We start from the raw sequence: 24,651 nt of genomic DNA on the forward strand, positions 1-24,651 counted from the left end.
TTTGTTGCCCGGAGCCAGAATCAGAGGATTTCCCAGTGAGCGCACCAACCGCACGGCCTCAACCCACGCCGCGCAAGTCGGGGGCAGCAAGCCCGACGACCGCGGCCGCCGCGACTCAGACCGGTAGCCGCCGCCAACTCGCCCCCGAGCGGGTCAGCGGCGCCCAGTCCGTGGTCCGAGCCCTCGAGGAGCTCGAGGTCGACACGGTATTCGGCATTCCGGGTGGTGCCGTTCTGCCTGTCTACGACCCGCTCTTCGACTCGAAGAAGGTCCGGCACGTGCTCGTTCGTCACGAGCAGGGGGCAGGCCACGCCGCGACCGGGTACGCCCAGGCGACCGGCAAGGTCGGTGTCTGTATGGCGACGTCCGGTCCCGGTGCGACCAACCTCGTGACGCCGCTCGCCGACGCGCAGATGGACTCCGTTCCGGTCGTGGCCATCACCGGTCAGGTCGGCCGGAGTCTCATCGGCACGGACGCGTTCCAGGAAGCCGACATCTCCGGCATCACGATGCCGATCACCAAGCACAACTTCCTCATCACCGACGGCGTCGACATCCCCCGGATCATCGCGGAGGCCTTCTACCTCGCCTCCAGCGGTCGTCCCGGCGCGGTGCTCGTCGACATCCCGAAGGACGTCCTCCAGGCGCAGACCACGTTCTCGTGGCCGCCGGAGATGCGGCTGCCCGGGTACCGTCCCGTCACCAAGCCGCACGGCAAGCAGGTCCGCGAGGCGGCCCGCCTGATCGCCGACGCGAAGCACCCGGTGCTGTACGTCGGTGGCGGCGTCATCAAGTCGGAATCGTCTCCGGAACTGCTCGAACTGGCCGAGCTCACCGGCATTCCGGTGGTCACCACCCTCATGGCGCGTGGCGCGTTCCCGGACAGCCACACGCTGAACTGCGGCATGCCCGGCATGCACGGCACCGTCGCGGCGGTGGCGGCACTGCAGCGCAGCGACCTGCTGATCACGCTCGGCGCGCGCTTCGACGACCGCGTCACCGGTCAGCTCGATTCGTTCGCCCCCGACGCCAAGGTCATCCACGCCGACATCGACCCGGCGGAGATCGGCAAGAACCGGTACGCGGACGTCCCGATCGTCGGCGACTGCAAAGAGGTCATCGTCGAACTGATCGAGGCGATCAAGGCCGACCTGGCCACCGGAACCACACTGGATCTCACCGAGTGGTGGGCGTACCTCGACGGAATCCGTCGCACGTACCCGCTCAGCTACGACCGTCCCACCGACGGCGCGCTGTCCCCGGAGTACGTGATCCAGGCGGTCGGCAAGCTCGCCGGTCCCGACGCGATCTACTGCGCCGGCGTCGGACAGCACCAGATGTGGGCCGCGCAGTTCGTCAACTACGAGAAGCCGCGCACCTGGCTGAACTCCGGCGGTCTCGGCACGATGGGCTACGCCGTCCCCGCCGCGATGGGCGCCAAGATGGGCATGCCCGACACCGAGGTGTGGGCCATCGACGGTGACGGCTGCTTCCAGATGACCAATCAGGAACTCGCCACCTGCGCGCTCGAGGGCATCCCGATCAAGGTTGCGCTCATCAACAACGGCAACCTCGGCATGGTGCGCCAGTGGCAGACGCTGTTCTACGACGAGCGCTACTCCAACACCAACCTCGGCACGCACGGCGCGATCCGCATCCCCGACTTCGTCAAGCTGGCGGAGGCGTTGGGCTGCCACGGCATTCGCGTCGAGCGCGAAGAGGACGTCGAGGCGGCGATTCGCGAGGCGCAGGCCATCAACGACAAGCCGGTGGTGATCGACTTCATCGTCGGCGCCGACGCCCAGGTGTGGCCGATGGTCGCCGCGGGCACCAGCAACGACGAGATCATGGCGGCGCGGGGCATCCGTCCGCTGTTCGACGACGACGAGGCGGCCGCCGAGCCGGCCGTCATCCACGAGGCCATGGAGCGCGAGCAGCGTTCGGGCACGGCCGCAGCGGCCGGGGAGGAAGATCAGTGAGCACCAGCCACACCCTCAGTGTTCTCGTCGAGGACAAGCCGGGCGTGCTGGCCAGGGTGGCCGCGCTGTTCTCGCGTCGTGGGTTCAACATCGAGTCGCTCGCCGTCGGTGGCACCGAGATCCCCGAGATCTCCCGCATGACCATCGTCGTGACCGTCGACGAGTTCCCGCTCGAGCAGGTGACCAAGCAGCTCAACAAGCTCATCAACGTCATCAAGATCGTCGAGCAGGACGGTGAGGCCTCCGTCGCCCGCGAGCTGGTGCTCATCAAGGTGCGAGCCGACGCCAGCGTGCGCACGCAGGTGATCGAGACGGTGAATCTGTTCCGCGCCAAGGTGATCGACGTCTCCCCGGAGTCGGTCACGATCGAGGCGACTGGAACGCGATCCAAGCTGGATGCGCTGCTGCGGATGCTCGATCCGTACGGTATCCGGGAGATCGTGCAGTCCGGGGTCGTGGCCGTGGGACGGGGGCCGAAGTCCATCACGGCCACTCGCTAGTACTTTAGATACGCAAATCCAAGAAAGAGGTTGAACTGTGGCAGTCGAGATGTTCTACGACGACGATGCCGATCTGTCGATCATCCAGGGCCGTAAGGTCGCTGTGATCGGTTACGGAAGCCAGGGCCACGCGCACTCGCTGAGCCTGCGCGACTCGGGCGTCGATGTGCGTATCGGCCTGAAGGAAGGCTCGAAGTCCCGCGCGAAGGCCGAGGAGCAGGGCCTGACCGTCGGTACCCCCGCCGAGGTCTCCGAGTGGGCCGACGTGATCATGGTGCTCGCACCCGACACCGCGCAGGCGTCGATCTTCACGAACGACATCGAGCCCAACCTGAAGGACGGCGACGCGCTGTTCTTCGGACACGGCCTCAACATCCACTTCGACCTGATCAAGGCTCCGGAGTTCGTCACCGTCGGCATGGTCGCCCCCAAAGGCCCCGGCCACCTGGTGCGTCGTCAGTTCGTCGACGGCAAGGGTGTTCCCGCGCTCATCGCGATCGACCAGGACCCGAAGGGTGAGGGCCAGGCCCTCGCGCTGTCCTACGCCAAGGGCATCGGCGGCACCCGCGCCGGCGTCATCAAGACCACGTTCAAGGAAGAGACCGAGACGGACCTCTTCGGCGAGCAGGCCGTGCTCTGCGGCGGCACCGAGGAACTGGTCAAGACCGGTTTCGAGGTCATGGTCGAGGCCGGCTACGCGCCCGAGATGGCGTACTTCGAGGTGCTGCACGAGCTCAAGCTCATCGTCGACCTCATGTACGAGGGTGGCATCGCCCGCATGAACTACTCGGTGTCCGACACCGCGGAGTTCGGTGGCTACCTCTCCGGCCCGCGCGTCATCGACGCCGGCACCAAGGAGCGCATGAAGGCGATCCTGGCCGACATCCAGTCGGGTGAGTTCACTCGCCGCCTCGTCGCCAACGTCGAGAACGGCAACACCGAACTCGAGGGCCTGCGCAAGGCCAACGCCGAGCACCCCATCGAGGTCACCGGCAAGAAGCTGCGCGACCTGATGAGCTGGGTCGACCGCCCGATCACCGAAACCGCCTAGGTTTCACTGCTTTACAGTTCCACCGAACCGCCGGCCCGATGTCGCATCGGTCTCGTCAGAGGCCCCCGATATGACATTGGGCCGGTGTTGTTTCGTGTCCGATTCCGTTGTTGCAGGCGTCCACTATGTGGTATCGCGGACCAGGATGCGGTTTCCCTGTGAGGGCGGACTAAGCTGTGTGTGGTTAAAACACCCCCACACCCACCTATTCAGGGAGTTTGCACGTGAGCCAGCCAGGCCGTCCTGTAGTTCTGATCGCCGACAAGCTCGCGCCGTCCACCGTCGAGGCATTGGGCGACGGTGTGGAGGTGCGATGGGTCGACGGACCTGATCGCCCGGCCCTGCTCGCGGCGGTGCCCGAGGCCGACGCGATCCTCGTCCGTTCCGCCACCACCGTGGACGCCGAGGTCCTGGCGGCCGGTACCAAGCTCAAGATCGTCGCCCGGGCCGGCGTCGGTCTCGACAACGTCGACGTGCCCGCCGCCACCGAGCGTGGTGTCATGGTCGTCAACGCGCCGACGTCCAACATCCACACGGCCGCCGAGCACGCAGTCGCGCTGATGCTCGCCACCGCGCGCCAGATCCCCGCGGCCGACGCCACCCTGCGCGACCGCGAATGGAAGCGCAGCAAGTTCAACGGTGTCGAGATCTTCGGCAAGACCGTCGGCGTCGTCGGCCTCGGCCGCATCGGCCAGCTGTTCGCGCAGCGTCTCGCCGCGTTCGAGACGCACGTCATCGCGTACGACCCCTACGTGTCGGCCGCCCGTGCCGCGCAGCTCGGCATCGAGCTCGTCACCCTCGACGAGTTGCTCGAGCGCGCCGACCTCATCTCCGTGCACCTCCCCAAGACTCCCGAGACCAAGGGACTGCTCGGCACCGAGAACCTGGCGAAGACCAAGAAGGGCGTCGTCATCGTCAACGCCGCCCGTGGCGGTCTGATCGACGAGGCAGCGCTGGCCGAGGCCATCAAGTCGGGTCACGTCCGCGCCGCGGGCCTCGACGTGTTCGAGACCGAGCCCTGCACCGACAGCCCGTTGTTCGACCTGCCCGAGGTCGTCGTGACGCCGCACCTCGGTGCCTCCACGAGCGAGGCTCAGGACCGCGCCGGAACCGACGTTGCGAAGTCCGTACTGCTCGCTCTCGCAGGCGATTTCGTTCCCGACGCGGTCAACGTGTCGGGTGGCGCCGTGGGCGAGGAAGTTGCCCCGTGGCTCGAGATCGTCCGCAAGCAGGGTGTGCTCATCGGGGCCCTGTCGGGTGAACTGCCCGTCAACCTCTCCGTCGACGTGCGCGGCGAGCTGGCCTCCGAGGACGTCGAGGTGCTCGCGCTCTCGGCTCTGCGCGGTGTGTTCTCCGCCGTCATCGAGGACGCGGTCACGTTCGTCAACGCTCCCGCACTCGCGGAAGAGCGCGGCGTCACGGCCGAGGTCACCAAGGCCGCCGAAAGCCCCAACCACCGCAGCGTGGTGGACCTGCGCGCCGTGTTCGGCGACGGCAGCGTCATCAACGTCTCGGGCACGCTGACCGGCCCGCAGCAGGTCGAGAAGATCGTCAACATCAACGGCCGCAACTTCGAACTGCGCGCCGAGGGTCTCAACCTGGTGGTGAACTACACCGATCAGCCCGGCGCGCTGGGCAAGATCGGCACGCAGCTCGGCAACGCCGGCATCGACATCCAGGCTGCGCAGCTCAGCCAGGACGCCGAGGGCGAGGGTGCGACCATCCTCCTCCGCGTCGACCGGGAGGTGCCGAGCGAGGTGCGGGACGCGATCTCGACCGCTGTCGGCGCCACCAAGATCGAGCTCGTCAACCTGGCCTAATCCCCACTGTGCGCGTGTCACGACCCCTGTTGTCGTGGCACGCGCACAGCTCTATGTGAAGTGAGGCGTTCATGAAGCTTGCGGTCATTCCGGGTGACGGCATCGGTGTCGAGGTCACGGCCGAGGCACTGAAGGTGCTGCGGAAGCTCGTACCCGATCTCGAGACCACCGAGTACGACCTCGGTGCCCGTCGATACAACGCCACCGGGGAACTGCTCCCGGATGCCGATCTCGCGGCGATCCGCGAGCACGACGCGATTCTGCTGGGCGCCATCGGCGACCCGTCGGTGACGCCGGGTGTGCTCGAGCGGGGGCTGCTGCTGAACATGCGATTCGCGTTGGATCATCACGTGAATCTGCGTCCGTCCCAGCTGTATCCGGGATCGAAGTCGCCGCTCGCGGCGCAGCCGGACATCGACTTCGTGGTCGTGCGCGAGGGCACCGAGGGTCCGTACACCGGCAACGGTGGCGCGATCCGCGTCGGCACCCCGCACGAGATCGCGACCGAGGTGTCGATCAACACGTGGTTCGGTGCCGAGCGGGTTGTGCGGTACGCGTTCGCGCTCGCGCAGACCCGGCGTAAGCACGTCACCCTGATCCACAAGACGAACGTCCTCTCCAACGCCGGTGCGATCTGGACGCGTGCCGTGGAGACGGTGTCGGCCGAATACCCGGACGTGGAGACGGCGTACTGCCACATCGACGCGGCCACCATCTACATGGTCACCGATCCGTCGCGATTCGACGTGATTGTCACGGACAACCTGTTCGGCGACATCATCACCGACCTCGCGGGTGCGGTCACGGGAGGCATCGGACTGGCGGCGTCGGGGAACATCGACGCGTCGGGGACGAACCCGTCGATGTTCGAGCCGGTGCACGGCAGCGCCCCGGACATCGCCGGCCAGGGGATCGCGGATCCCACGGCGGCCATCCTGTCCGCGGCGCTGCTGCTGCGTCACGTCGGCCGGGACGGCGATGCCGCGCGCATCGAGGCCGCCGTCGAGGCCGATCTGGCGTCCCGCGGCGACTCGAAGGTCGTCACGTCGGAGGTCGGCGACCGGATCGCTGCCGCCCTCTAGGACCGCGATTCGATCTTGTCTCCCTCGATCCCCGTGGCCCGATCTTCGGACCGGGCCACGGGGATCAGTGGTATCGAGGCGGCCGGAAATGCCGCGGCTATGGCGAAAGTCACCGGGAAGCCGACGATTCCGATCAGTGCGCCGAACACCGGGGGAACGAGCGAGGCCGCGACGAACTGACCGGTGTTCTGGACACCGAGCGCGCGTCCGCCCCAGAACGGGCCCGCGATCTCGGCGACCGCGGTGAAGGCGAGGCCGTTCGGTGCCACCGTCGCGACGGACGCCGCGAGCAGCGCCACGATCGCCACCGGCGTATCCATTGCATCCGTCACGGCGAGCGCCGCCATGGACACTCCGCCGGCGACGGCGACCCAGCGAAGCGGACGCATACGACTGCCCACCACGTCGGACCAGAAACCGACCCCCATCCGGCCGAACGCGCCGAGGATCTGGGCGACTGTCACGATCAGGCCTGCCGCCGTTGCTTCCCAATGCCTTTCGGAGATCAGCCACACGAGCGCGTACGTCCACACCGTGTACTGGGGCACGACGAGCAGCACCGAGACGGCGTGGATGCGCCACAGAGTTCCGCTGTCGCGGTACGGATTCGCGAGCATGCCGAGATTTGCCGCGGCGCTTCGGCTCGGCCTGGGCGGATCGACAACCCAGAGTGCACAGGCCAGCGCGGCGGTCGCGCACAGGATGGCGGGCAGCGCGAGCGCCCATCCGATGCCGTGGTCGTGTGCGACCGAGGGCAGCGTCAGCGCAGCGCAGGCAATGCCGAGCGGCAGCGACATCTGCCGGATACCCATCGCCAGTCCGCGGCGCTCGGGCGGGAACCATCCGACGACGACGCGTCCGCTCGCGGCATTCGCCGAGGCGGCCGCCATGCCGCCGAGCAGCAGGAAGGCCGCGGTGGCCGTGAGTGATCCGGACAGGGCCGCGCCGATTCCCGCGGCCGCCGTGGCCGCCATCCCGGCGGCCAGCACTCGGCGTTCGCCGTAGCGATCGGCGAGGGCGCCCCACGCGATCAGCGTCAGCATGACTCCGAGGGTGGGTGCGGCGACGAGGAGTCCGGTACGGGCGAGGCTGAGCCCGTGATTCTCCTGGAGTTCGGGGATCAGGAAGGCGACGCCGTTGACGAAGACCGCCTGGGCGGCCTGGGCGAACATCCCGAGGGTGAGCATCCACCATCTGCGGGCAGTTCCGACGGCGGACGGCGTGTCGAGCGATGCTGTCATGTCATCTCAATATCTAGGATTGAAGTCTCATATATTGGGGAACATGCGGAGTCTATACCTCCCGTCCCGCGGCGTCCCGGCACGGCGGTGCACCCGGGCCGATAGACTCGCCGTCATGCGTCTTGGTCGAGTGGCAAGTCCCGATGGTGTTGCGTTCGTCAGTATCGAGGGGGACGAGGAGTCCCGGATCGCGAAGGAGATCGCCGAGCACCCGTTCGGCACCCCCACTTTCACCGGCCGGAGCTGGCCGCTCGCCGACGTGCGACTGCTGGCACCGATCCTCGCCAGCAAGGTCGTCGCGATCGGAAAGAACTACGCCGCCCACGCCGCCGAAATGGGAGGAGAGGCGCCGGCCGATCCTGTGATCTTCCTCAAGCCCAACACCTCGATCGTGGGCCCCGACGCCGCAATCGTCCTGCCGAAGTCCTCCAATGAAGTTCATTACGAAGGAGAACTCGCGGTCGTTATCGGACGCCCCTGCAAGGACGTGCCCGCTGCCAAGGCTCTCGACGTGGTGCTCGGGTACACGGCCGCCAACGACGTGACGGCCCGCGACCACCAGCGCCACGACGGGCAGTGGACGAGAGCGAAGGGCCACGACACGTTCTGCCCACTCGGGCCGTGGATCGAGACCCGGCTCGACGCCTCCGACGTCGACATCACCACCGAGGTGGACGGAGTGGTGAAGCAGCGGAGCAACACTTCGCTTCTGCTGCACGACATTCCGAAGATCATCGAATGGGTGTCGGCCGTCATGACGCTGCTCCCGGGCGACGTCATCCTCACAGGCACCCCGGAAGGCGTCGGGCCGATCGTGGACGGCCAGAGTGTGAGCGTGACCATCGGTGGCATCGGCACCCTCACCAACCCGGTGACCGCCAAGCGCTGACGGCTCTCGTGTCGACATCGGGAGCGGACTAGCCTGTAGGAGTCCGTTTTCCCAGCGTCGACCCAAGTGAGCCATGACCACAAGCGAAGTTCGCGTCCGTTTCTGCCCGTCGCCCACCGGAACCCCGCATGTGGGGCTCGTCCGAACCGCCCTGTTCAACTGGGCGTTCGCCCGTCATAACGGTGGGTCGTTCGTGTTCCGCATCGAGGACACCGATGCTGCCCGTGACAGCGAGGAGTCGTACCAGGCGATCCTGGACGCGCTGCGCTGGCTCGGACTGAACTGGGACGAGGGCCCGGAGGTCGGGGGACCGTACGAGCCCTACCGTCAGTCCCAGCGACGGGACCTGCATCTGGACGTCGTCGCGAAACTGCTCGCGGCGGGCGAGGCGTACGAGTCGTTCTCGACGCCCGAGGAGGTCGAGCAGCGGCACAAGGCGGCCGGCCGCGATCCCAAGCTCGGCTACGACAACTTCGATCGTGATCTGACACCGGAGCAGAGGCAGGCGTTCCTCGACGAGGGCCGCAAACCCGTGGTCCGGCTCCGGATGCCGGACCACGACCTGACGTGGGACGACCTCGTGCGCGGCGAGACGACGTTCAAGGCCGGAACCGTTCCCGACTTCGCCCTCACCCGCGGCAACGGGATTCCGCTGTACACGTTGGTCAACCCGGTCGACGACGCGTTGATGAAGATCACACACGTCCTGCGCGGCGAGGACCTGCTGTCGTCGACGCCGCGGCAGCTCGCCCTCTACGAGGCGATGCAGCGGATCGGCGTCGCAGATTTCACTCCGAAGTTCGGGCATCTGCCGTTCGTCATGGGTCAGGGCAACAAGAAACTGTCCAAGCGTGATCCCGAGTCGAATCTCTTCATTCATCGCGACCGCGGTTTCGTCCCCGAGGGATTGTTGAATTACCTGGCGCTGCTGGGCTGGGGCATTTCCGACGACCACGACGTGTTCTCGCTGGACGAGATGGTCGCCGCCTTCGATATCTCCAAGGTCAATTCCAATCCCGCCCGGTTCGACCAGAAAAAGGCCGACGCGATCAACGCCGAGCACATCCGGCTGCTCGAGCCCGCTGATTTCGCCGCGCGCCTGCGTGCGTTCCTGACGCTCCACGGCCATCTCGGGGAGACCGTGGACGAGTCCGTCTTCGCGACCGCCGCCGACCTGGTCCAGACGCGCATCGTGGTCCTGTCCGACGCCTGGGAACTGCTGAAGTTCCTGTTCGTCGACGAGGCCGACTTCGCGATCGACCCAGCCGCCGCTGCCAAGAACCTGGGCGCCGACTCCGCACCGGTTCTCGACGCCGCCCTCGCGTCGCTGGACGCAGTCGAGGCATGGGATGCGGCCTCACTGGAAGAGGCCCTCAAGACCGCTCTCGTGGACGAATTGGGCCTCAAGCCACGTAAGGCGTTCGCTCCGGTGCGGGTGGCCGTCACGGGCTCGCACATCAGCCCGCCGCTCTACGAATCGATGGAACTGCTCGGACGCGACGTCTCGCTGTCCCGGCTGCGCTCTGCGCGGGCCGGCATCGCCGGCTAGAACGCCGCTCTCGGGCCGAAAAGGGTGCAAAAACAGCCTCTGACCATACGATTTGGTAAATCCCGGCAGTAGGCTGGTAATCTCTTCTTCGGCCCGAGGCGGGCCGCAGAGCCCAGAAGCTCAGCGGTTCGAGAACGGCCATTGGGGTATGGTGTAATTGGCAACACAGCGGTTTCTGGTACCGCCATTCTAGGTTCGAGTCCTGGTACCCCAGCGGAAGTTCGGCCGATTTTGACTCCGAACTTCTGGAAGCTATGCTTGCTGAGCTTCCAAAGCAAAACAAGGTTCCTGGCCCCGTCGTCTAGCGGCCTAGGACGCCGCCCTCTCAAGGCGGTAGCGCGGGTTCGAATCCCGTCGGGGCTACAAATTGAAACACCCTCCAAGAAATTGGAGGGTGTTTCTTTTTATCCGGACGATGTGTCGTTTATCCCGTCTTGCGGCGGAATTCGCGTTTGTGGTCGGCGGGCCCATGGGCCTCGTGCGCCTTGGAATGTCCGTCCTTGTGATCGGTGGACAGTCCGGCCTGATGATTCTTCCGCTCGAGTGCTTCGCGGAATTTCTTTTTCGTGTCCTCGTTACTGGCGTCGGTCATGGTGAACTCCCTCGGGTAGTCGGTTCACTCTGTGAAGCTACGCCGAGGGCACCGAGAATGCTCCCGTTTTTTCTGCGCGACGTCAGGCGCGGCGGTCGGCCGTCTCCAGGTACGCGGACGTGGTCCCGCCCACCGGCATCGCGGGCAAGCCGAGCTTGGCATGATCCCAGCTTCTGATGCGCTCGGGAACGATCCGCACGACAACCCGCTTGTGCAGCAGCTGATCGATAGCGGGACGCAGATCGTCGGTGTAGGGCCCGGTGTACCGTTCCCACACGCTGACGCCGACCGCGAACATCGCGTCCGGGTCCTCCACGATCTCCGCCCGGCCCTCGATGGAGATTCCGCGCAGGGTGTCGTACGTCTGGCCGTCCTCGATCAGGACGGTGACGCGGTCGTCACGGCGCAGGTTGACCGCTTTCTGCGATTTCGACTTCGTCTCGAACCAGATCTCGCCGTCGATCACGGCGTACCACATGGCGACGAGGTGGGCTCGGCCGTCCGCTGCCACCGTTGCGAGCGTGGCGATCCGGCTCCGATTCACGAATTCGGCGATCTCCGAATCCGTCATCGTGATCTGCGATCGTTGGTTCTTCCCCATCGGCTTCTCCTATCGCGGTGAACGTCGGTCGTGGTCGATCAGAGCCTCTTGTGCAACGCCTCGGCGGCGGCGAGAAGGTCGGCCGCCCAGCGAGCGCCGGGACGCCTGCCCATCCTGTCGATGGGGCCGGACACCGAAATTGCTGCGATGACAGCGCCGCCGGCATCCCGCACGGGTGCGGCGACACTGGCGACACCGGGTTCCCGCTCGGCGGCGCTCTGTGCCCAGCCGCGCCTGCGGACCTCGAGCAGCACGCGTTCGCCGAACGCCGCGTCGGGAAGAATCGCGCGCTGGGTCTGTGGGTCGGCCCAGGCGAGAAGGACCTTGGCGCCCGAGCCGGCGCTCATCGGCAGTCGTGCCCCGACGAGAACGGTGTCGCGGAGACCTGTGGGCGGCTCCATCGCCGCCACGCAGATGCGCTGAGTGCCTTCCCTGCGGTACAGCTGCACGCTCTCCCCGGTGATCTCGCGCAGCCGCGGAAGGACGAGGGCCGCCGCCGAAACGAGTGGATCGTTAGCCGTTGCAGCGAGTTCGGCGAGGCCGGGACCGGGGCACCACAGCCCGTCGGAGTCGCGGGTCAGGAGGCGGTGGACCTCGAGCCCGACGGCCAGCCGGTGGGCGGTGGCGCGGGGGAGTCCGGTGCGCGAGCACAGTTCAGTGAGGCTGCAGGGCTTCTCGGCCACGGCATGCAGCACGCCCACCGCTTTGTCAAGGACTCCGATGCCGCTATGCTGTCTCATAGGTCGATACCACTTTCTCGCATACTGGGATCATAGCGCACCTTCGTCTCACGTCGAGTGCGTGTCCGGGAAGAGGGTAACGACATCAAGCGCACGGCGGACCGGCCCGAAGCCCGCGGTGCGAGAAGACACACAGAGGTGGAGAAGATGGCGGAGAAAGCACGCACCCTGGCAGAGAAGGTGTGGGAAGACCACGTCGTGGTCCGGGGTGAGGGAGACAACCCCGACCTCATCTACATCGACCTGCATCTCGTTCACGAAGTGACGAGTCCGCAGGCATTCGACGGACTCCGGCTGGCGGGGCGCCCACTGCGCCGACCCGACCTGACGATCGCCACCGAGGACCACAACGTCCCCACCGTCGACATCGACAAGCCGATCGCAGACCCCGTCTCCAAGACTCAGGTGGACACGCTGCGGCGCAACTGTGAGGAATTCGGTGTCCGGCTGCACCCGATGGGAAACATCGACCAGGGCATCGTCCACGTGGTCGGCCCGCAGCTGGGCCTCACCCAGCCCGGCATGACCGTGGTGTGCGGTGACAGCCACACGTCCACCCACGGCGCCTTCGGCGCGCTCGCGATGGGTATCGGCACCAGTGAGGTCGAACACGTCATGGCGACGCAGACGTTGTCGTTGCGTCCTTTCCGGACGATGGCGATCACCGTGGACGGCGAATTGCCCGACGGCGTGACGAGTAAAGATCTCATTTTGGCTGTCATCGCGAAGATCGGAACGGGCGGCGGCCAGGGCTACGTCCTGGAGTACCGCGGCGAAGCGATCCGGAAGATGTCGATGGAAGCGCGGATGACCGTCTGCAACATGTCCATCGAGGCGGGTGCGCGGGCAGGCATGATCGCCCCCGACGAGATCACCTACGAATTCATCAAGGGACGTCCCCATGCGCCGAAGGGCGCCGACTGGGACGCCGCGGTCGAGGCCTGGGAGCAGTTGAAGACCGACGAGGGTGCGGTTTTCGACAACGAGGTCCACATCGACGCGAGTTCCCTGACGCCGTTCGTGACCTGGGGCACCAACCCGGGGCAGGGACTGCCGCTCGGCGAGGCCGTGCCGAATCCTGCCGACATCGTGGACGAGAGTGCGCGTCACGCCGCGGAGAAGGCGTTGACCTACATGGGTCTCGAAGCCGGAACTCCGTTGCGTGAGGTGGCGATCGACACAGTTTTCGTGGGTTCGTGCACCAACGGCCGGATCGAGGATCTGCGCGCCGTGGCCGATGTGTTGCGTGGCCGCCACGTCGCCGACGGGGTCCGGATGCTGATCGTGCCGGGCTCGATGCGTGTTCGCGCGCAGGCCGAAAAGGAGGGTCTCGGCGAGATCTTCACCGCCGCTGGCGCCGAATGGCGGCAGGCGGGGTGCTCGATGTGCCTCGGTATGAACCCGGATCAGCTCGCGCCCGGCGAGCGTTCGGCCTCCACGTCCAACCGCAATTTCGAAGGCCGTCAAGGCAAGGGCGGCCGGACTCACCTGGTTTCGCCGCTGGTCGCCGCCGCGACCGCGGTCCGGGGAACACTGTCCGCGCCGACAGATCTGGCCTAGGACCCAAGGAATTTAGGAGATTTTTCGATGGAATCCTTTAGCACACACAAAGGTATCGGCGTTCCGCTGCGGCGATCCAACGTGGACACGGACCAGATCATTCCGGCGGTCTACCTGAAACGAGTGACCCGCACCGGTTTCGAGGACGGCCTGTTCGCCGCGTGGCGGAACGATCCGAACTTCGTTCTGAACGTCGCCCCGTACGACAAGGGCAGTGTTCTCGTGGCCGGGCCCGATTTCGGCACGGGCTCCTCCCGGGAGCACGCCGTGTGGGCGCTATCCGACTTCGGATTTCGGGTCGTGATCGCCTCTCGCTTCGCCGACATCTTCCGCGGCAACGCCGGCAAGGCCGGTCTGCTGGCCGCTCAGGTGGCCCAGTCGGACGTCGAACTGCTCTGGAAACTGCTCGACGAGCAACCCGGTCTCGAATTGATTGTCGACCTCGAGAACAAGACTGTGACGGCCGGAACCACCGTGGTGCCCTTTGCGATTGATGACTACACACGGTGGCGTCTGATCGAGGGTCTGGACGACATCGGATTGACATTACGGCAGGTAGAAGCCATTTCCGAGTTCGAAAAGTCAAGGCCTTCTTGGAAACCTGCGACTCTTCCGGAGCCCACTCCGGCCGACTGAAAGTTGGAATCGGAGCCTGTCTGCCAGATAATAAGTTCCTGAGAATGGTGCCGCGTTGTATGAGAATTGGCGTGGCACATAGACTCCTGCGGTATTCAGGTTTACCGTAGTTCGTAGTCGGTCCGATGATGGACCATTAGTTCGCGGAGGAATTTCAATGAATAAGGCAGAGCTCATCGATGTTCTGACCGAGAAACTGGGCACGGACAGGCGCACGGCAACGGAAGCTGTCGAGCATGTCGTGGACACGATCGTCCGGGCAGTGCACCGCGGCGACAGCGTGACCATCACCGGTTTCGGTGTCTTCGAGCAGCGTCGTCGCGCGGCACGTGTCGCACGCAACCCGCGCACGGGTGAGACCGTCAAGGTCAAGCCGACGTCGGTGCCGGCGTTCCGTCCGGGCGCTCAGTTCAAGGCGGTTATCGCTGGCGGCCAGAAGCTTCCGGCCACCGGTCCGGCAGTCAAGCGCGGCGCAGCGGCGCCCGCCACCAAGGCTGCTGCCAAGAAGGCTGCTGCCAAGAAGACGGCTGCCAAGAAGACTGCAGCCAAGAAGGCAGCTCCGGCCAAGACCACGGCCGCGAAGAAGACTGCAGCCAAGAAGGCTCCGGCCAAGACTACGGCCGCGAAGAAGACCGTCGCGAAGAAGGTGGCTCCGGCCAAGACCACGGCCGCGAAGAAGACTGCAGCCAAGAAGGCTCCGGCCAAGACCACGGCAGCCAAGAAGACCGTCGCGAAGAAGGTGGCTCCGGCCAAGACCGCAGCCAAGAAGACTGCAGCCAAGAAGGCTCCGGCCAAGACCACGGCAGCCAAGAAGACCGCAGCAAAGAAGGCTCCCGCGAAGCGCGCCAAGTAATACAGCGCACACGGGACTGCCCGAACACAGACAGGCGCCGACCCTGGGGGTTGGCGCCTGTCCGTGTTTCCTTTGCCTCTCGGTGACTCCGGCCGGTGGGGCTCAGTCCTTCCGAGTGGGAGGCAGGGGACTGTCGATGTGGTCGGCGGCGATGAGTTTGCCGCCGGACAGCGAGAGCACCCAGGTGCTCGCCTTCCTGTTCCGCGCCGGGGGAAGTGTGATGCCGTCGTTCTCCGCCCACCAGTCGAGCAGATCGGGAATGACGCCTCCCTGACTGCAGATCACCTGAACTCCGCCGAGAGCGGCGATCTTGCGGACCCGCGTGCGGGTGGCCACCGGGTCGGCGGTGTAACTCTCCTCGGACAGCAGCGGATCCAACCGGACGGTCGTGTCCAGCGCGCGCGCCAGCGGCTCGACCGTCTGTGTGCACCGCGTCCGGTCGGCCGACGTGATGTCGGTGGCCCCGAACGCTTCGAGCTGCGGGACGAGCGTCTCGGCCTGGAGTAGGCCGTTCGCATCCAGGGGCCGGGTGGTGTCGTCGCCCTTGTATCGCTTCCGGCTTCCAGCCTTGGCGTGCCGGACCAGGAGCACGGTCGCGGTGTCGGGTGGCTGAGCCGTGAATCGGCGGAGCATCTTGCGATCCATGGGATACGACAGCTGATCGGCCACCTCGGAGACGGGAAGCCACCGCATCTCGTCCACTTCACTGTTGGAGACGAATTCACCGGCGCGGGCTTCTGCCGCCCAGTATTCGACTCGTTTCAATCGGCGATGGCCCGGAATCGGATATGTCAACGCGCCCAGATGCCGGCCGAGGCGCCCGCGAATACCCGTCTCTTCTTCCACCTCACGCAATGCGGCCACCACTGCGGTCTCTCCGGGGTCGAGCTTTCCCTTCGGAAATGACCAGTCCTCGTATTTGGGCCGGTGAATGAGCGCGATCTCGATCTCGTCGGGATTGCGGGGAGACTTGCGCCACAGCACTGCCCCCGCAGCGAAGATATTGGCTTTGACCGGTTTGCCGGGTGAACTGCTCACCGAGTTCCTTCCTTCTGCCGCGGACTCGCCGCGATCAGGATCCGGTGCCCATTCGTTTGCGCATCATGGCCTCCTGGTGGTCGCGAACCTCCTCGCCGTGGGCAGGCGACGGAACCCACCGGCCGTCGGACCCGAGCACCCAGCACCGCGTGACGGGATCGAGCGCGGAATCGACGATCTCGGCTATCTGAGCGGTGAGTCGAGGGTCTTTCACCTGCGCCATGACCTCGACGCGTCGGTCGAGGTTGCGGTGCATCATGTCTGCGCTGCCGATCCAGTATTCGTCGGCGCCGCGGAAATGGAACACCCGGGAATGCTCGAGGAATCGTCCGAGAATCGACCGGACGTGGATGTTCTCACTCAGCCCGGGGACTCCGGGTTTGAGGGCGCAGATGCCACGCACGACGATTTCGACGGGCACACCGGCCCGGGACGCGCGGTAGAGCGAGTCGATCACCTGTTCGTCGACCAAGGCGTTGGCCTTCAGCAGGATTCCGGAGTCCTCACCCCGCAGTTTGTGCGCGATCTCACCGTCGATCCGCTCGATGATTCCCCGGCGCACACCGTACGGCGCGACGAGCAGGTTGCGGTACTGCGTCTTCCGCGAGTAGCCGGTGAGGGAATTGAACAGGTCGGTGAGGTCTGCGCCGATCTCGGGTGCGGCGGTGAGGAGGCCGATGTCTTCGTACAGCCGGGCGGTCTTCGGGTTGTAGTTGCCGGTACCGATGTGGCAGTAACGCCGGATGGTGGACCCTTCGCGACGGACCACGAGACACGTCTTGCAGTGCGTCTTGAGCCCGACGAGTCCGTACACCACGTGCACACCCGCGTGTTCGAGCTTGCGGGCCCACTTGATGTTCGCCTGCTCGTCGAATCGCGCCTTGATCTCGACCAGTGCCACAACCTGTTTGCCCGCCTCGGCGGCGGTGATCAATGCGTCGACGATGGGGGAGTCGCCCGAAGTGCGGTAGAGCGTCTGCTTGATCGCCAGAACCTGGGGGTCGGCCGCGGCCTGTTCGATGAAGCGCTGGACGCTCGTGGAGAAAGAGTCGTACGGGTGGTGGACCAGGACGTCGCCGTCGCGGAGGGTGGAGAAGACGCTCTTGGGTGTTTCTCTCTCGCCGAACGCCGGATGCGTTGCCGGGACGAACGGTGCGTCCTTGAGGGCGGGCCGGTCGACCGCATACACCTGCCAGAGGCACGACAGATCCAGCAGTCCGGGTACCTGGATGACGTCGCCGGGATCGACGTCGAGTTCGCGCAGGAGAAGTTCGAGCATGTGCTCGGTCATGTCGTCCGCGACCTCGAGTCGCACCGGTGAACCGAAGCGGCGGCGGGCCAACTCACGCTCGAGGGCCTGTAGGAGATCTTCGTCGCGGTCTTCTTCGACCTCGAAATCGGCGTTGCGCGTGATCCGGAATGCATGGTGCTCCACGATCTCCATGCCCGGGAACAGCATGTCGAGGTGAGCGGAGATCAGATCTTCCAGGGGCAGGAACGCGTCGATGGAGGAGGGCGTTTCGTCGCGGCGGACGCGGACGAACCTGCCTACGTTGTCCGGAACCTTGACCCTCGCAAAGTGTTCGCCACCGGTCACCGCATCCTTCACCGTCACCGCGAGGTTGAGACTCAGACCGCTGATGTACGGGAACGGGTGGGCGTGGTCGACTGCGAGCGGAGTGAGCACGGGGAAGATCTGGTCCTGGAAATGCACCGACAGGCGCTCGCGGTCGTCGTCGGTGAGATCGTCCCATCCGATGATGGAGATCCCTTCGGCGGCAAGCGCGGGACGAACGGAGTCGAGGAAGACCCGTGCGGCCTTCTCCGAGATCTCCTGGGTCCGGGTTGCGATCAGCGAGAGCTGTTCGCGGGGGGAGAGACCGTCGGCGGACCGCACGGACAGCCCGGTCTCGTCGCGGCGCTTGAGTCCGGCCACGCGGACCATGAAGAACTCGTCGAGATTGGACGCGAAGATGGCGAGGAACTTGGCGCGCTCGAGCAACGGCAGCGACGTGTCCTCGGCGAGGGCGAGAACCCGGGCATTGAAATCGAGCCAACTGAGTTCGCGGTTCAGGTAACGATCTTCGGGGAGTCCGTCGGTCAGCGCGCTCGTGAGGGCACTCGTCGCAGCGGGTGGCGCCATCGGAACGTTCGTGGGATTGGCCGTGACGATGTCGTCGCGGGTTCCGTTCTTTCCGTCGACGTCGGTCTGCTGGTCGAGTGCTTCTCGGTTACTCACCCCACGATCATCCCTCGAGAATTCGGCCGCCGACAATCGATGGGGCAAATTCACACGGCGTGCGCGACCTACTCGTTTCCGCAGCGCGAGGGGGCGGTGTGTTCGAGAGCGTCGAGGGCGGCACGCGTCGCAGGTCCGACGCCGAGAGCCTGCGCGGCATCGAGATCGTCGGCGGTGTCGACGTCGGTTCGCAGACCGGGCCAGTGCCCGTCGAGGGGCCGCGCCCCGGACTCGAGATGCCGCTTCGCCGAGCCCGGTCCGAACCGGGGATCGAGCGGAATCTCCGGGTCGCAGGAGAACAGTGCGGCGGTTCCGGTGCCGTGATGATCGACGACGACCGACCTGCCACCGGTTCTCGCTGCGGCGAGTGCTTCACCGAATTCGCCTCCGCGCAGAGACGGAAGGTCGGCCTGCAGTGCGACGACGTCGACTCCGCGCTCGTTGCGGCGGACGTGCTCGGCCGCCGCCGACAGCGCCGCATTGAGGCTGTGCTCGGTGCCGCCCTCGTCCGGCCGATCCTCGGCGGAAACGGGTGCGGGGTCCGCGTAGACGTGCGCGCCGACACTGCGCGCGAGCCGCGCCACCGCGGGATCCGGCGTGACCACGGTGACACCGACGACCGTCGCGACGTCGCTGACGACGGCCAGGGTGTCGCGCAGCATCGACAGGACCAGTCCGGTGCGGTCGGCCGTGTCGAAGACGCCCGACAGCCGCGTCTTGGCCGCGTGGAGTTCCTTCACGGCGACGAGTACGTGCGCGCGCGGCGCCACGGATCGGGTCGCTGTGCTCATGCGGATATCTTGCCAGCCCGCGCGGGGCGGTGCTCCGGACGCCCGGTCGCCGCTGAGCAGCGAACGAGTTCGGTAGCGGGGCGGCGCTCGACCTCGGCATCGGCAATACTGTGGGCGACGCATCGGGTAACGAACGACGAGGGGGCTGTGTGAGCAAGGCTGCGGTACTGGGAGCGGGTTCATGGGGGACTGCATTTGCGAAGGTCCTGGCCGATGCCGGGACCGACGTCACCATGTGGGCGCGACGCGCTGAGGTCGCCGAATCGATCGTGTCGCGGCACGAGAACGCGGACTACTTGCCGGGCATCGCCCTGCCTCCGTCGTTGACCGCCACCGACGACGCGCGGGCCGCACTCGATGGCGCCGACATCGTCGTCCTCGCGGTGCCGTCGCAGTCCCTGCGCGACAATCTGCAGGTCTGGAGTCCGATGATCCCCGAGGACGCCACCCTGCTGAGCCTCGCCAAGGGCATCGAAACCGGCACCCTCATGCGGATGAGTCAGGTGATCATCCAGGTCACCGGCGCAGACCCGGGACGTGTCGCCGTGCTGTCCGGGCCCAATCTGGCCCGGGAGATCGCGATCGGTCAACCGGCGGCGACGGTCGTCGCGTGCACGGATTCGACGCGGGCACTGGAACTGCAGAAGGCCTCGGCCACCGGATACTTCCGTCCGTACACGAATTCGGACGTCATCGGGTGCGAGATCGGTGGCGCCTGCAAGAACGTCATCGCCCTCGCCTGCGGTATGGCATCGGGAATCGGTCTGGGAGAGAACACGATTGCGAGCATCATCACTCGCGGTCTCGCCGAGATCATCCGGCTGGGAGTGGCCCTCGGTGCGAAACCTGCCACCCTCGCGGGTCTCGCGGGAGTGGGCGATCTGGTTGCGACGTGCACGTCGCCCCTGTCGCGCAATCGGTCCTTCGGTGAACGCCTCGGTCAGGGTGGTTCGATCGAGAGTGCCCAGGCGGCCACTCACGGTCAGGTCGCCGAGGGTGTGAAATCGTGCTCGTCCGTGCGGGCTCTCGCGGCCAGTTACGACGTCGAGATGCCGCTCACCGATGCCGTGCACCGGGTGTGCCACGAGGGCGTCGTGGTGCAGGACGCGATCGGTCAGCTGCTCGGCCGTCGCACGAAGCCGGAGTGAGCTCGTGAGTGGTGATTCCACCCGCTGCGTCAAAGCTGTTGCCGCAGAAAATGTTCCCGGATCGCCGATGCTGAGGGGGCCGGTTTTCGCAGCGCCGTATCAGCTGAGCGCGGACGAGGGAACCGAGTCCGACACCTATGCGCGTGCCTCCAATCCGGGCTGGCGCGACCTCGAATCGGCGCTGGCGACGCTCGAGGGCGCCGCGGGCGCGCTCGTCGTCGGCTCCGGGATGTCGGCGGTCACCGTCGTGCTGAGGAGTCTGCTCACCGCCGGCGACACGGTGGTCGTTCCGTCTGACGGCTACTACCAGGTGCGCGCGTACGCGCGGGAGCGCCTGGAGCCGATGGGCATCACCGTGCACGAACTGAGGACCGCCGAGATGGCCGGCGAGGCGGCCGCCGCACTGTTGGCGTCCGCCGAGGGGACGACGGTGGTGGTGGCCGAGACTCCGGCCAACCCCTCGCTCGACGTGGTGGATCTGCGCGCCGTGTCCGAGCAGTGCGCGAACGCGGGCGCTGTTCTCGTGGTGGACAACACGACCGCAACGCCGCTCGGCCAGCAACCGCTCGAACTCGGAGCCGACGTGGTAGTCGCCAGCGGCACAAAGACTTTGAGCGGTCACAGTGATCTCCTCATGGGGTACATCGCCGCGTCGGACGCCGACTTCCTGGCCGGGATGGAACGCGAGAGGGCCCTGTCGGGCACGGTGCTGGGGCCGTTCGAGACGTGGCTCGCCCACCGGAGTCTCGGGACGGCCGGTCTGCGATTCGAGCGTCAATGCGCCAACGCCCTGGCCCTCGCGGTCCTGCTCGAGTCACACCCGGCGGCCCACCGCGTCCGTTATCCGGGTCTGCCCGGAGATCCTGCGCACGCCGTCGCCGCCGGTCAGATGCGTCGATTCGGCGGGCTGGTGAGCTTCGAGGTGGACTCCGCCGAACAGTTCCACCGACTCGTGGCCGGAAGTGAGCTCCTCGTGCCTGCGACGAGCTTCGGCGGCATCCACACCAGCGCCGACCGCCGGGCCCGGTGGGGAGACCCCGTACCCGAGGGGTTCGTGCGGATCTCGTGCGGAATCGAGGACACCGAAGACCTCGTCGCCGATCTCGAGAGAGCGCTGTCCGCGTTGTGAGTGCGGGGCCGCCCACCGTGTCGTGAGGTCGGCGAAGGAAATATGAGGAGAGGTGGGTGCGGTGAGCGTGTCGCGACGACGGTACGGTCTGTGTCGTGAGTAAACCGCGTACCCGGGTAGCCGTCATCTTCGGTGGCCGCAGCAACGAGCATTCCGTGTCCTGTGTGTCGGCCGGAAGCGTCCTGAGGAATCTCGACCCGGAACGGTACGAGGTAGTGCCGATCGGCATCACCACCGAGGGCTCGTGGGTCCTCGGCTCCACCGACCCCGAAACGCTGTCCATCCGCGGCAGGGCACTGCCCAGCGTCGACGCCGACGGGTCCGCACTGGCCCTCACCGCCGACCCGACGCGGTCCGGCGACCTCGTCGCACTCGACGACGGCGAAGCGGGCAAGATCCTGGCCTCGGTCGACGTCGTCTTCCCCGTCCTGCACGGCGCCTACGGCGAGGACGGCACGATCCAGGGCCTGCTCGAACTCGCAGGTGTCCCGTACGTCGGTCCCGGCGTACTCGCCAGCGCCGCCGGTATGGACAAGGAATTCACGAAGAAGCTGCTCGCCGCGGAAGGCCTGCCCATCGGGTTCCAGGTCGTCCTGCGTCCGGGCACCGCCACACTGACCGACGAACAGAAGTCCCGCCTCCACCTCCCGGTGTTCGTGAAGCCGGCCCGCGGCGGATCGTCGATCGGTATCACCCGGGTGGCCGAGTGGGCCGCGCTCGACGACGCCATCGCCCACGCCCGCCTGCACGACCCGAAGGTGATCGTCGAATCGGGGATCGTCGGCCGCGAGGTCGAGTGCGGAGTCCTCGAGTTCCCGGACGGCGACGTGCGGGCCAGCGTCATCGCCGAGATCCGGATGCCGGAAGGCGCAGGCGACGACGAGGCGTTCTACGACTTCGACAGCAAATACCTCGACGACGTGTGCGAGTTCGACGTGCCCGCGAAACTCGACGAAGCGGTCAGCGAAGAGATCCGCGAACTCGCGGTGCGCGCGTTCTCCGCGCTCGACTGCCAGGGTCTCGCGCGGGTCGACTTCTTCGTGACCGAGGACGGCCCGGTCATCAACGAGATCAACACGATGCCGGGATTCACGTCGATCTCGATGTACCCGCGCATGTGGGGTGCGGTTGGTGTCGACTACGGCACCCTCGTCTCGACCCTGGTCGACACGGCCCTCGCGCGCGGCATCGGCCTGCGCTAGAGAAACCGAGGTCCGGCGCTCAGGGATTCGCCACGGGCGCCGGATCGAGCGGCTTCTGCGGCAATGCCTGCGACACCGCGCCGGAAATGTCCTGAAGCGGCGTCGGTCCCACCCCGGTGGGAACCGTGAGTCCGATGTACACGCCGCGGTCGACCGCGAAATAGCTGCTCGCGTCGATTCCGGCGCTCGCACCCGAGATCTCGAACCACTGAACTCCGTCGATCACCTGCAGCGCCGAAGCCTGATCGAACTCCGCGGGACGGTCCAGACCGCAACGCAGGACGAGTGGTTCACCCTCGGCCGGCTGCCACACGGCAGTCGCCTCGGGTGCGGGCTCGGTGAGTTCGGCGCGCGTGTAGTCGCCCAGCGCGTCGGGGAGGCCCGCCATCAGGGTGGCGCACTCCGCGGAGCCGGATGCGGGCGCGGGCACCGGCCCCAGCGACACCGGTTCCTTCACCGGGTTCCGCCCGGCGAACACCGCCGCGACGACGATGCCGATGACCAGGGCCACGGGAAGCGCCACGGCCGTCGCGATGAGCGCGGGATTGCGCCGCTCCGCGGGGACCGGGTCGGAGTTGCCGGCAGGTGTGCTCTGTTCGGGTTCGAGGTCGGACATGCTCAGTTCTTGTTCGCAGACTTTTCGGGGACGTCGCAGGTGAGGGTGCGGGTGATGCCGGAGACCTGACGGATCTCCTCGACGACGGGAGCGACCTCGTCAGCGGACACCCGCACGATGACGTCATACGGTCCGACCACGTCCTCGGCGGTCCGGACTCCGGTGATCTTCGCGATCTCGGTCGCGATCGCCGCAGCCTTGCCGACTTCGGTCTGGATCAGGATGAACGCTTGCACTCTCGCTCCGGCCCTTCCCTGCTCCGCGCCGCATGATCTCGGTAGAGTCGCGGGTGCTTCGGCGCGCTGATCGGTCACGTGCCGAGAAGTTCCGGCAACAGCTAAAAGGTACCGCAGTCGCACATTCCGTCGACCGGACCCACAGCCGCTGCACGGGCCACCCGACACTGGAGGCACACCATCACACCGACGGATTCCCCGGACCCGAACCCGCCCCTCACCGTCGCCGACGTCGGCGAGTTCGCCGTGATCGGCCGAGCGGTGGACGGCCGGGTGCAGCCGCCGTCCACGCTGATCGGCCCCGGCGACGACGCTGCCCTCGTCCGGGCGGACGACGGCCGGGTGGCGGTGTCCGCCGACATGCTGGTGCAGGACAGGCATTTTCGGCTCGACTGGTCGTCACCACGCGACGTGGGCCACAAGGCGGTGGCGCAGAATGCGGCCGACGTCGCGGCGATGGGGGCGCGGCCCACCGCCTTCCTCGTCTCCCTCGGTCTCCCGCCGGACACGTCGATCGACGTGGCGGACGGCATCTCGGCGGCGATCGGGGAAAGCGCCGAGGAACTCGGGGCCGGCGTCGTGGGCGGTGATCTCGTGCAGGCCGGGCAGATCGTGATTTCCGTCACCGTCCTCGGTGATCTGGGTGGCAGGAGCCCGATCCGGCGGTCGGGCGCGCGGCCCGGCGACGTCGTCGCGGTGGCCGGCGAACTCGGCCGGTCGGCGGCCGGTCTCGCGCTGCTGCTCGGCGGGTCCTCGGATTTCCCGGACCTGCTCGCCGCGCATCGGGTCCCCACCCCGCCGTATTCCGCCGCCTGGGCCGCCGCGGACGGGGGCGCCCACGCAATGACCGACATCTCCGACGGACTCCTCGCCGATCTCGGTCACATCTGTGACGCCTCCGGCGTCGGAATGTCCCTCACCCGATCCGACCTGGCTGTCTCACCCGAACTGGTGGCGGCAGCGAAGGCTCTCGGCGTCGACCACTGGGAATGGGTGCTCACCGGGGGAGAGGACCACGGTTTCGCCGCCACCTTCCCTGCCGGCGTCCCGCTCCCGGCGGGGTGGACCGGGATCGGCGCGGTGCACGACGGGTCCGGCATCTCGGTGGACGGCGAGACCTGGCCGGGGGCCGGCGGCTGGCAGAGTTTCTCGGTATAGG

The 24,651-nt window shown here is 66.7% G+C and carries 23 protein-coding genes and 2 tRNA genes; 16 read left to right on the plus strand and 9 right to left on the minus strand.

The annotated features are described in order from the left end of the window. The first annotated feature begins 35 nt into the window (after positions 1 to 35). The 5 genes from ACLIVD_RS14420 to ACLIVD_RS14440 all read left to right on the plus strand — a co-directional run bounded on the left by ACLIVD_RS14420 (position 36) and on the right by ACLIVD_RS14440 (position 6,432). The gene (locus ACLIVD_RS14420; RefSeq protein WP_280781723.1) at positions 36 to 1,979 is read left to right on the plus strand and encodes an acetolactate synthase large subunit; all 1,944 of its coding nucleotides are present in this window, start codon (positions 36 to 38) and stop codon (positions 1,977 to 1,979) included. Beyond that, positions 1,976 to 2,479 carry an acetolactate synthase small subunit gene (gene ilvN / locus ACLIVD_RS14425; protein WP_105413058.1) on the plus strand — a complete coding sequence of 168 codons (504 nt, stop codon included), beginning with the start codon at positions 1,976 to 1,978 and terminating at the stop codon, positions 2,477 to 2,479. The genes ACLIVD_RS14420 and ilvN overlap by 4 nt, the downstream gene beginning before the upstream one ends. A 49-nt stretch (positions 2,480 to 2,528) precedes the next feature. Then, complete coding sequence (gene ilvC, locus ACLIVD_RS14430) at positions 2,529 to 3,530, plus strand: ketol-acid reductoisomerase (protein ID WP_061700158.1); 1,002 nt, start codon at positions 2,529 to 2,531, stop codon at positions 3,528 to 3,530. A 224-nt stretch (positions 3,531 to 3,754) separates the two neighbouring features. Beyond that, positions 3,755 to 5,350 carry a phosphoglycerate dehydrogenase gene (gene serA, locus ACLIVD_RS14435; protein ID WP_005240386.1) on the plus strand — a complete coding sequence of 532 codons (1,596 nt, stop codon included), beginning with the start codon at positions 3,755 to 3,757 and terminating at the stop codon, positions 5,348 to 5,350. 71 nt (positions 5,351 to 5,421) lie between these two features. After that, a complete protein-coding gene (locus tag ACLIVD_RS14440) occupies positions 5,422 to 6,432 on the plus strand; it encodes a 3-isopropylmalate dehydrogenase (protein WP_005573989.1) in 1,011 nt (336 codons plus the stop codon). Here ACLIVD_RS14440 and ACLIVD_RS14445 read toward each other — a convergent pair. Beyond that, complete coding sequence (locus ACLIVD_RS14445) at positions 6,429 to 7,673, minus strand: MFS transporter (RefSeq protein WP_283354243.1); 1,245 nt, start codon at positions 7,671 to 7,673, stop codon at positions 6,429 to 6,431. The two genes, ACLIVD_RS14440 and ACLIVD_RS14445, sit on opposite strands and share 4 nt — an antisense overlap. Positions 7,674 to 7,788: 115 nt before the next feature. Between ACLIVD_RS14445 and ACLIVD_RS14450 the strand changes: the two genes are divergently transcribed. The 4 genes from ACLIVD_RS14450 to ACLIVD_RS14465 all read left to right on the plus strand — a co-directional run bounded on the left by ACLIVD_RS14450 (position 7,789) and on the right by ACLIVD_RS14465 (position 10,474). Continuing rightward, positions 7,789 to 8,562 (plus strand): fumarylacetoacetate hydrolase family protein, encoded by a 774-nt coding sequence (locus ACLIVD_RS14450; RefSeq protein WP_280781725.1) that lies wholly within the window; start codon positions 7,789 to 7,791, stop codon positions 8,560 to 8,562. Between the two features lie 73 nt (positions 8,563 to 8,635). Continuing rightward, positions 8,636 to 10,111 carry a glutamate--tRNA ligase gene (gene gltX / locus ACLIVD_RS14455; RefSeq protein ID WP_491932612.1) on the plus strand — a complete coding sequence of 492 codons (1,476 nt, stop codon included), beginning with the start codon at positions 8,636 to 8,638 and terminating at the stop codon, positions 10,109 to 10,111. Between the two features lie 142 nt (positions 10,112 to 10,253). Further along, a tRNA-Gln gene (locus ACLIVD_RS14460) sits at positions 10,254 to 10,325 on the plus strand. Between the two features lie 76 nt (positions 10,326 to 10,401). Next, positions 10,402 to 10,474: transfer RNA gene (locus ACLIVD_RS14465), tRNA-Glu, on the plus strand. A gap of 61 nt (positions 10,475 to 10,535) precedes the next feature. On the opposite strand, the gene ACLIVD_RS14470 is transcribed toward ACLIVD_RS14465, so the two are convergent. The 3 genes from ACLIVD_RS14470 to ACLIVD_RS14480 all read right to left on the minus strand — a co-directional run bounded on the left by ACLIVD_RS14470 (position 10,536) and on the right by ACLIVD_RS14480 (position 12,044). Then, complete coding sequence (locus ACLIVD_RS14470) at positions 10,536 to 10,703, minus strand: DUF5302 domain-containing protein (protein ID WP_005240394.1); 168 nt, start codon at positions 10,701 to 10,703, stop codon at positions 10,536 to 10,538. An 82-nt stretch (positions 10,704 to 10,785) separates the two neighbouring features. After that, positions 10,786 to 11,304, minus strand: a complete 519-nt coding sequence (locus ACLIVD_RS14475; RefSeq protein ID WP_491932613.1) for a pyridoxamine 5'-phosphate oxidase family protein — start codon at positions 11,302 to 11,304, stop codon at positions 10,786 to 10,788. 38 nt (positions 11,305 to 11,342) lie between these two features. Beyond that, entirely contained in the window at positions 11,343 to 12,044 is a 702-nt protein-coding gene (locus ACLIVD_RS14480) for an IclR family transcriptional regulator (RefSeq protein WP_005240398.1), read from the minus strand. A gap of 138 nt (positions 12,045 to 12,182) precedes the next feature. Between ACLIVD_RS14480 and leuC the strand changes: the two genes are divergently transcribed. From leuC to ACLIVD_RS14495, 3 genes are all read left to right on the plus strand, one after another. After that, positions 12,183 to 13,604: a 3-isopropylmalate dehydratase large subunit gene (leuC, locus tag ACLIVD_RS14485; RefSeq protein ID WP_280781728.1), complete on the plus strand. Its 1,422-nt coding sequence runs from the start codon at positions 12,183 to 12,185 to the stop codon at positions 13,602 to 13,604. A gap of 27 nt (positions 13,605 to 13,631) precedes the next feature. Then, the gene (gene leuD, locus ACLIVD_RS14490; protein ID WP_005240402.1) at positions 13,632 to 14,240 is read left to right on the plus strand and encodes a 3-isopropylmalate dehydratase small subunit; all 609 of its coding nucleotides are present in this window, start codon (positions 13,632 to 13,634) and stop codon (positions 14,238 to 14,240) included. Between the two features lie 157 nt (positions 14,241 to 14,397). Beyond that, complete coding sequence (locus ACLIVD_RS14495; protein WP_491932614.1) at positions 14,398 to 15,093, plus strand: HU family DNA-binding protein; 696 nt, start codon at positions 14,398 to 14,400, stop codon at positions 15,091 to 15,093. A gap of 102 nt (positions 15,094 to 15,195) precedes the next feature. Here ACLIVD_RS14495 and ACLIVD_RS14500 read toward each other — a convergent pair whose 3' ends face one another. The 3 genes from ACLIVD_RS14500 to cofC all read right to left on the minus strand — a co-directional run bounded on the left by ACLIVD_RS14500 (position 15,196) and on the right by cofC (position 19,161). After that, positions 15,196 to 16,131: an NUDIX hydrolase gene (locus ACLIVD_RS14500; protein ID WP_283334816.1), complete on the minus strand. Its 936-nt coding sequence runs from the start codon at positions 16,129 to 16,131 to the stop codon at positions 15,196 to 15,198. 34 nt (positions 16,132 to 16,165) lie between these two features. Continuing rightward, entirely contained in the window at positions 16,166 to 18,370 is a 2,205-nt protein-coding gene (locus ACLIVD_RS14505) for an RNA degradosome polyphosphate kinase (RefSeq protein ID WP_283334815.1), read from the minus strand. A 68-nt stretch (positions 18,371 to 18,438) separates the two neighbouring features. Next, positions 18,439 to 19,161: a 2-phospho-L-lactate guanylyltransferase gene (gene cofC / locus ACLIVD_RS14510; protein WP_280781732.1), complete on the minus strand. Its 723-nt coding sequence runs from the start codon at positions 19,159 to 19,161 to the stop codon at positions 18,439 to 18,441. Positions 19,162 to 19,310: 149 nt separating this feature from the next. Between cofC and ACLIVD_RS14515 the strand changes: the two genes are divergently transcribed. From ACLIVD_RS14515 to ACLIVD_RS14525, 3 genes are all read left to right on the plus strand, one after another. After that, positions 19,311 to 20,309 (plus strand): NAD(P)H-dependent glycerol-3-phosphate dehydrogenase, encoded by a 999-nt coding sequence (locus tag ACLIVD_RS14515; protein WP_009479691.1) that lies wholly within the window; start codon positions 19,311 to 19,313, stop codon positions 20,307 to 20,309. 4 nt (positions 20,310 to 20,313) lie between these two features. Further along, a complete protein-coding gene (locus tag ACLIVD_RS14520; RefSeq protein ID WP_477954781.1) occupies positions 20,314 to 21,438 on the plus strand; it encodes a cystathionine gamma-lyase in 1,125 nt (374 codons plus the stop codon). 95 nt (positions 21,439 to 21,533) lie between these two features. Continuing rightward, positions 21,534 to 22,640, plus strand: a complete 1,107-nt coding sequence (locus ACLIVD_RS14525; protein ID WP_105413049.1) for a D-alanine--D-alanine ligase family protein — start codon at positions 21,534 to 21,536, stop codon at positions 22,638 to 22,640. A 19-nt stretch (positions 22,641 to 22,659) separates the two neighbouring features. Here ACLIVD_RS14525 and ACLIVD_RS14530 read toward each other — a convergent pair whose 3' ends face one another. Beyond that, positions 22,660 to 23,256 (minus strand): DUF3515 domain-containing protein, encoded by a 597-nt coding sequence (locus ACLIVD_RS14530; protein WP_491932615.1) that lies wholly within the window; start codon positions 23,254 to 23,256, stop codon positions 22,660 to 22,662. A gap of 2 nt (positions 23,257 to 23,258) precedes the next feature. Next, a complete protein-coding gene (locus tag ACLIVD_RS14535) occupies positions 23,259 to 23,492 on the minus strand; it encodes an Lrp/AsnC ligand binding domain-containing protein (RefSeq protein WP_105413047.1) in 234 nt (77 codons plus the stop codon). Positions 23,493 to 23,738: 246 nt separating this feature from the next. Between ACLIVD_RS14535 and ACLIVD_RS14540 the strand changes: the two genes are divergently transcribed. Further along, positions 23,739 to 24,650: a thiamine-phosphate kinase gene (locus ACLIVD_RS14540; RefSeq protein ID WP_411194597.1), complete on the plus strand. Its 912-nt coding sequence runs from the start codon at positions 23,739 to 23,741 to the stop codon at positions 24,648 to 24,650. Position 24,651 lies beyond the last annotated feature (1 nt).

Source organism: Rhodococcus sp. G6(2025) (assembly GCF_058628105.1).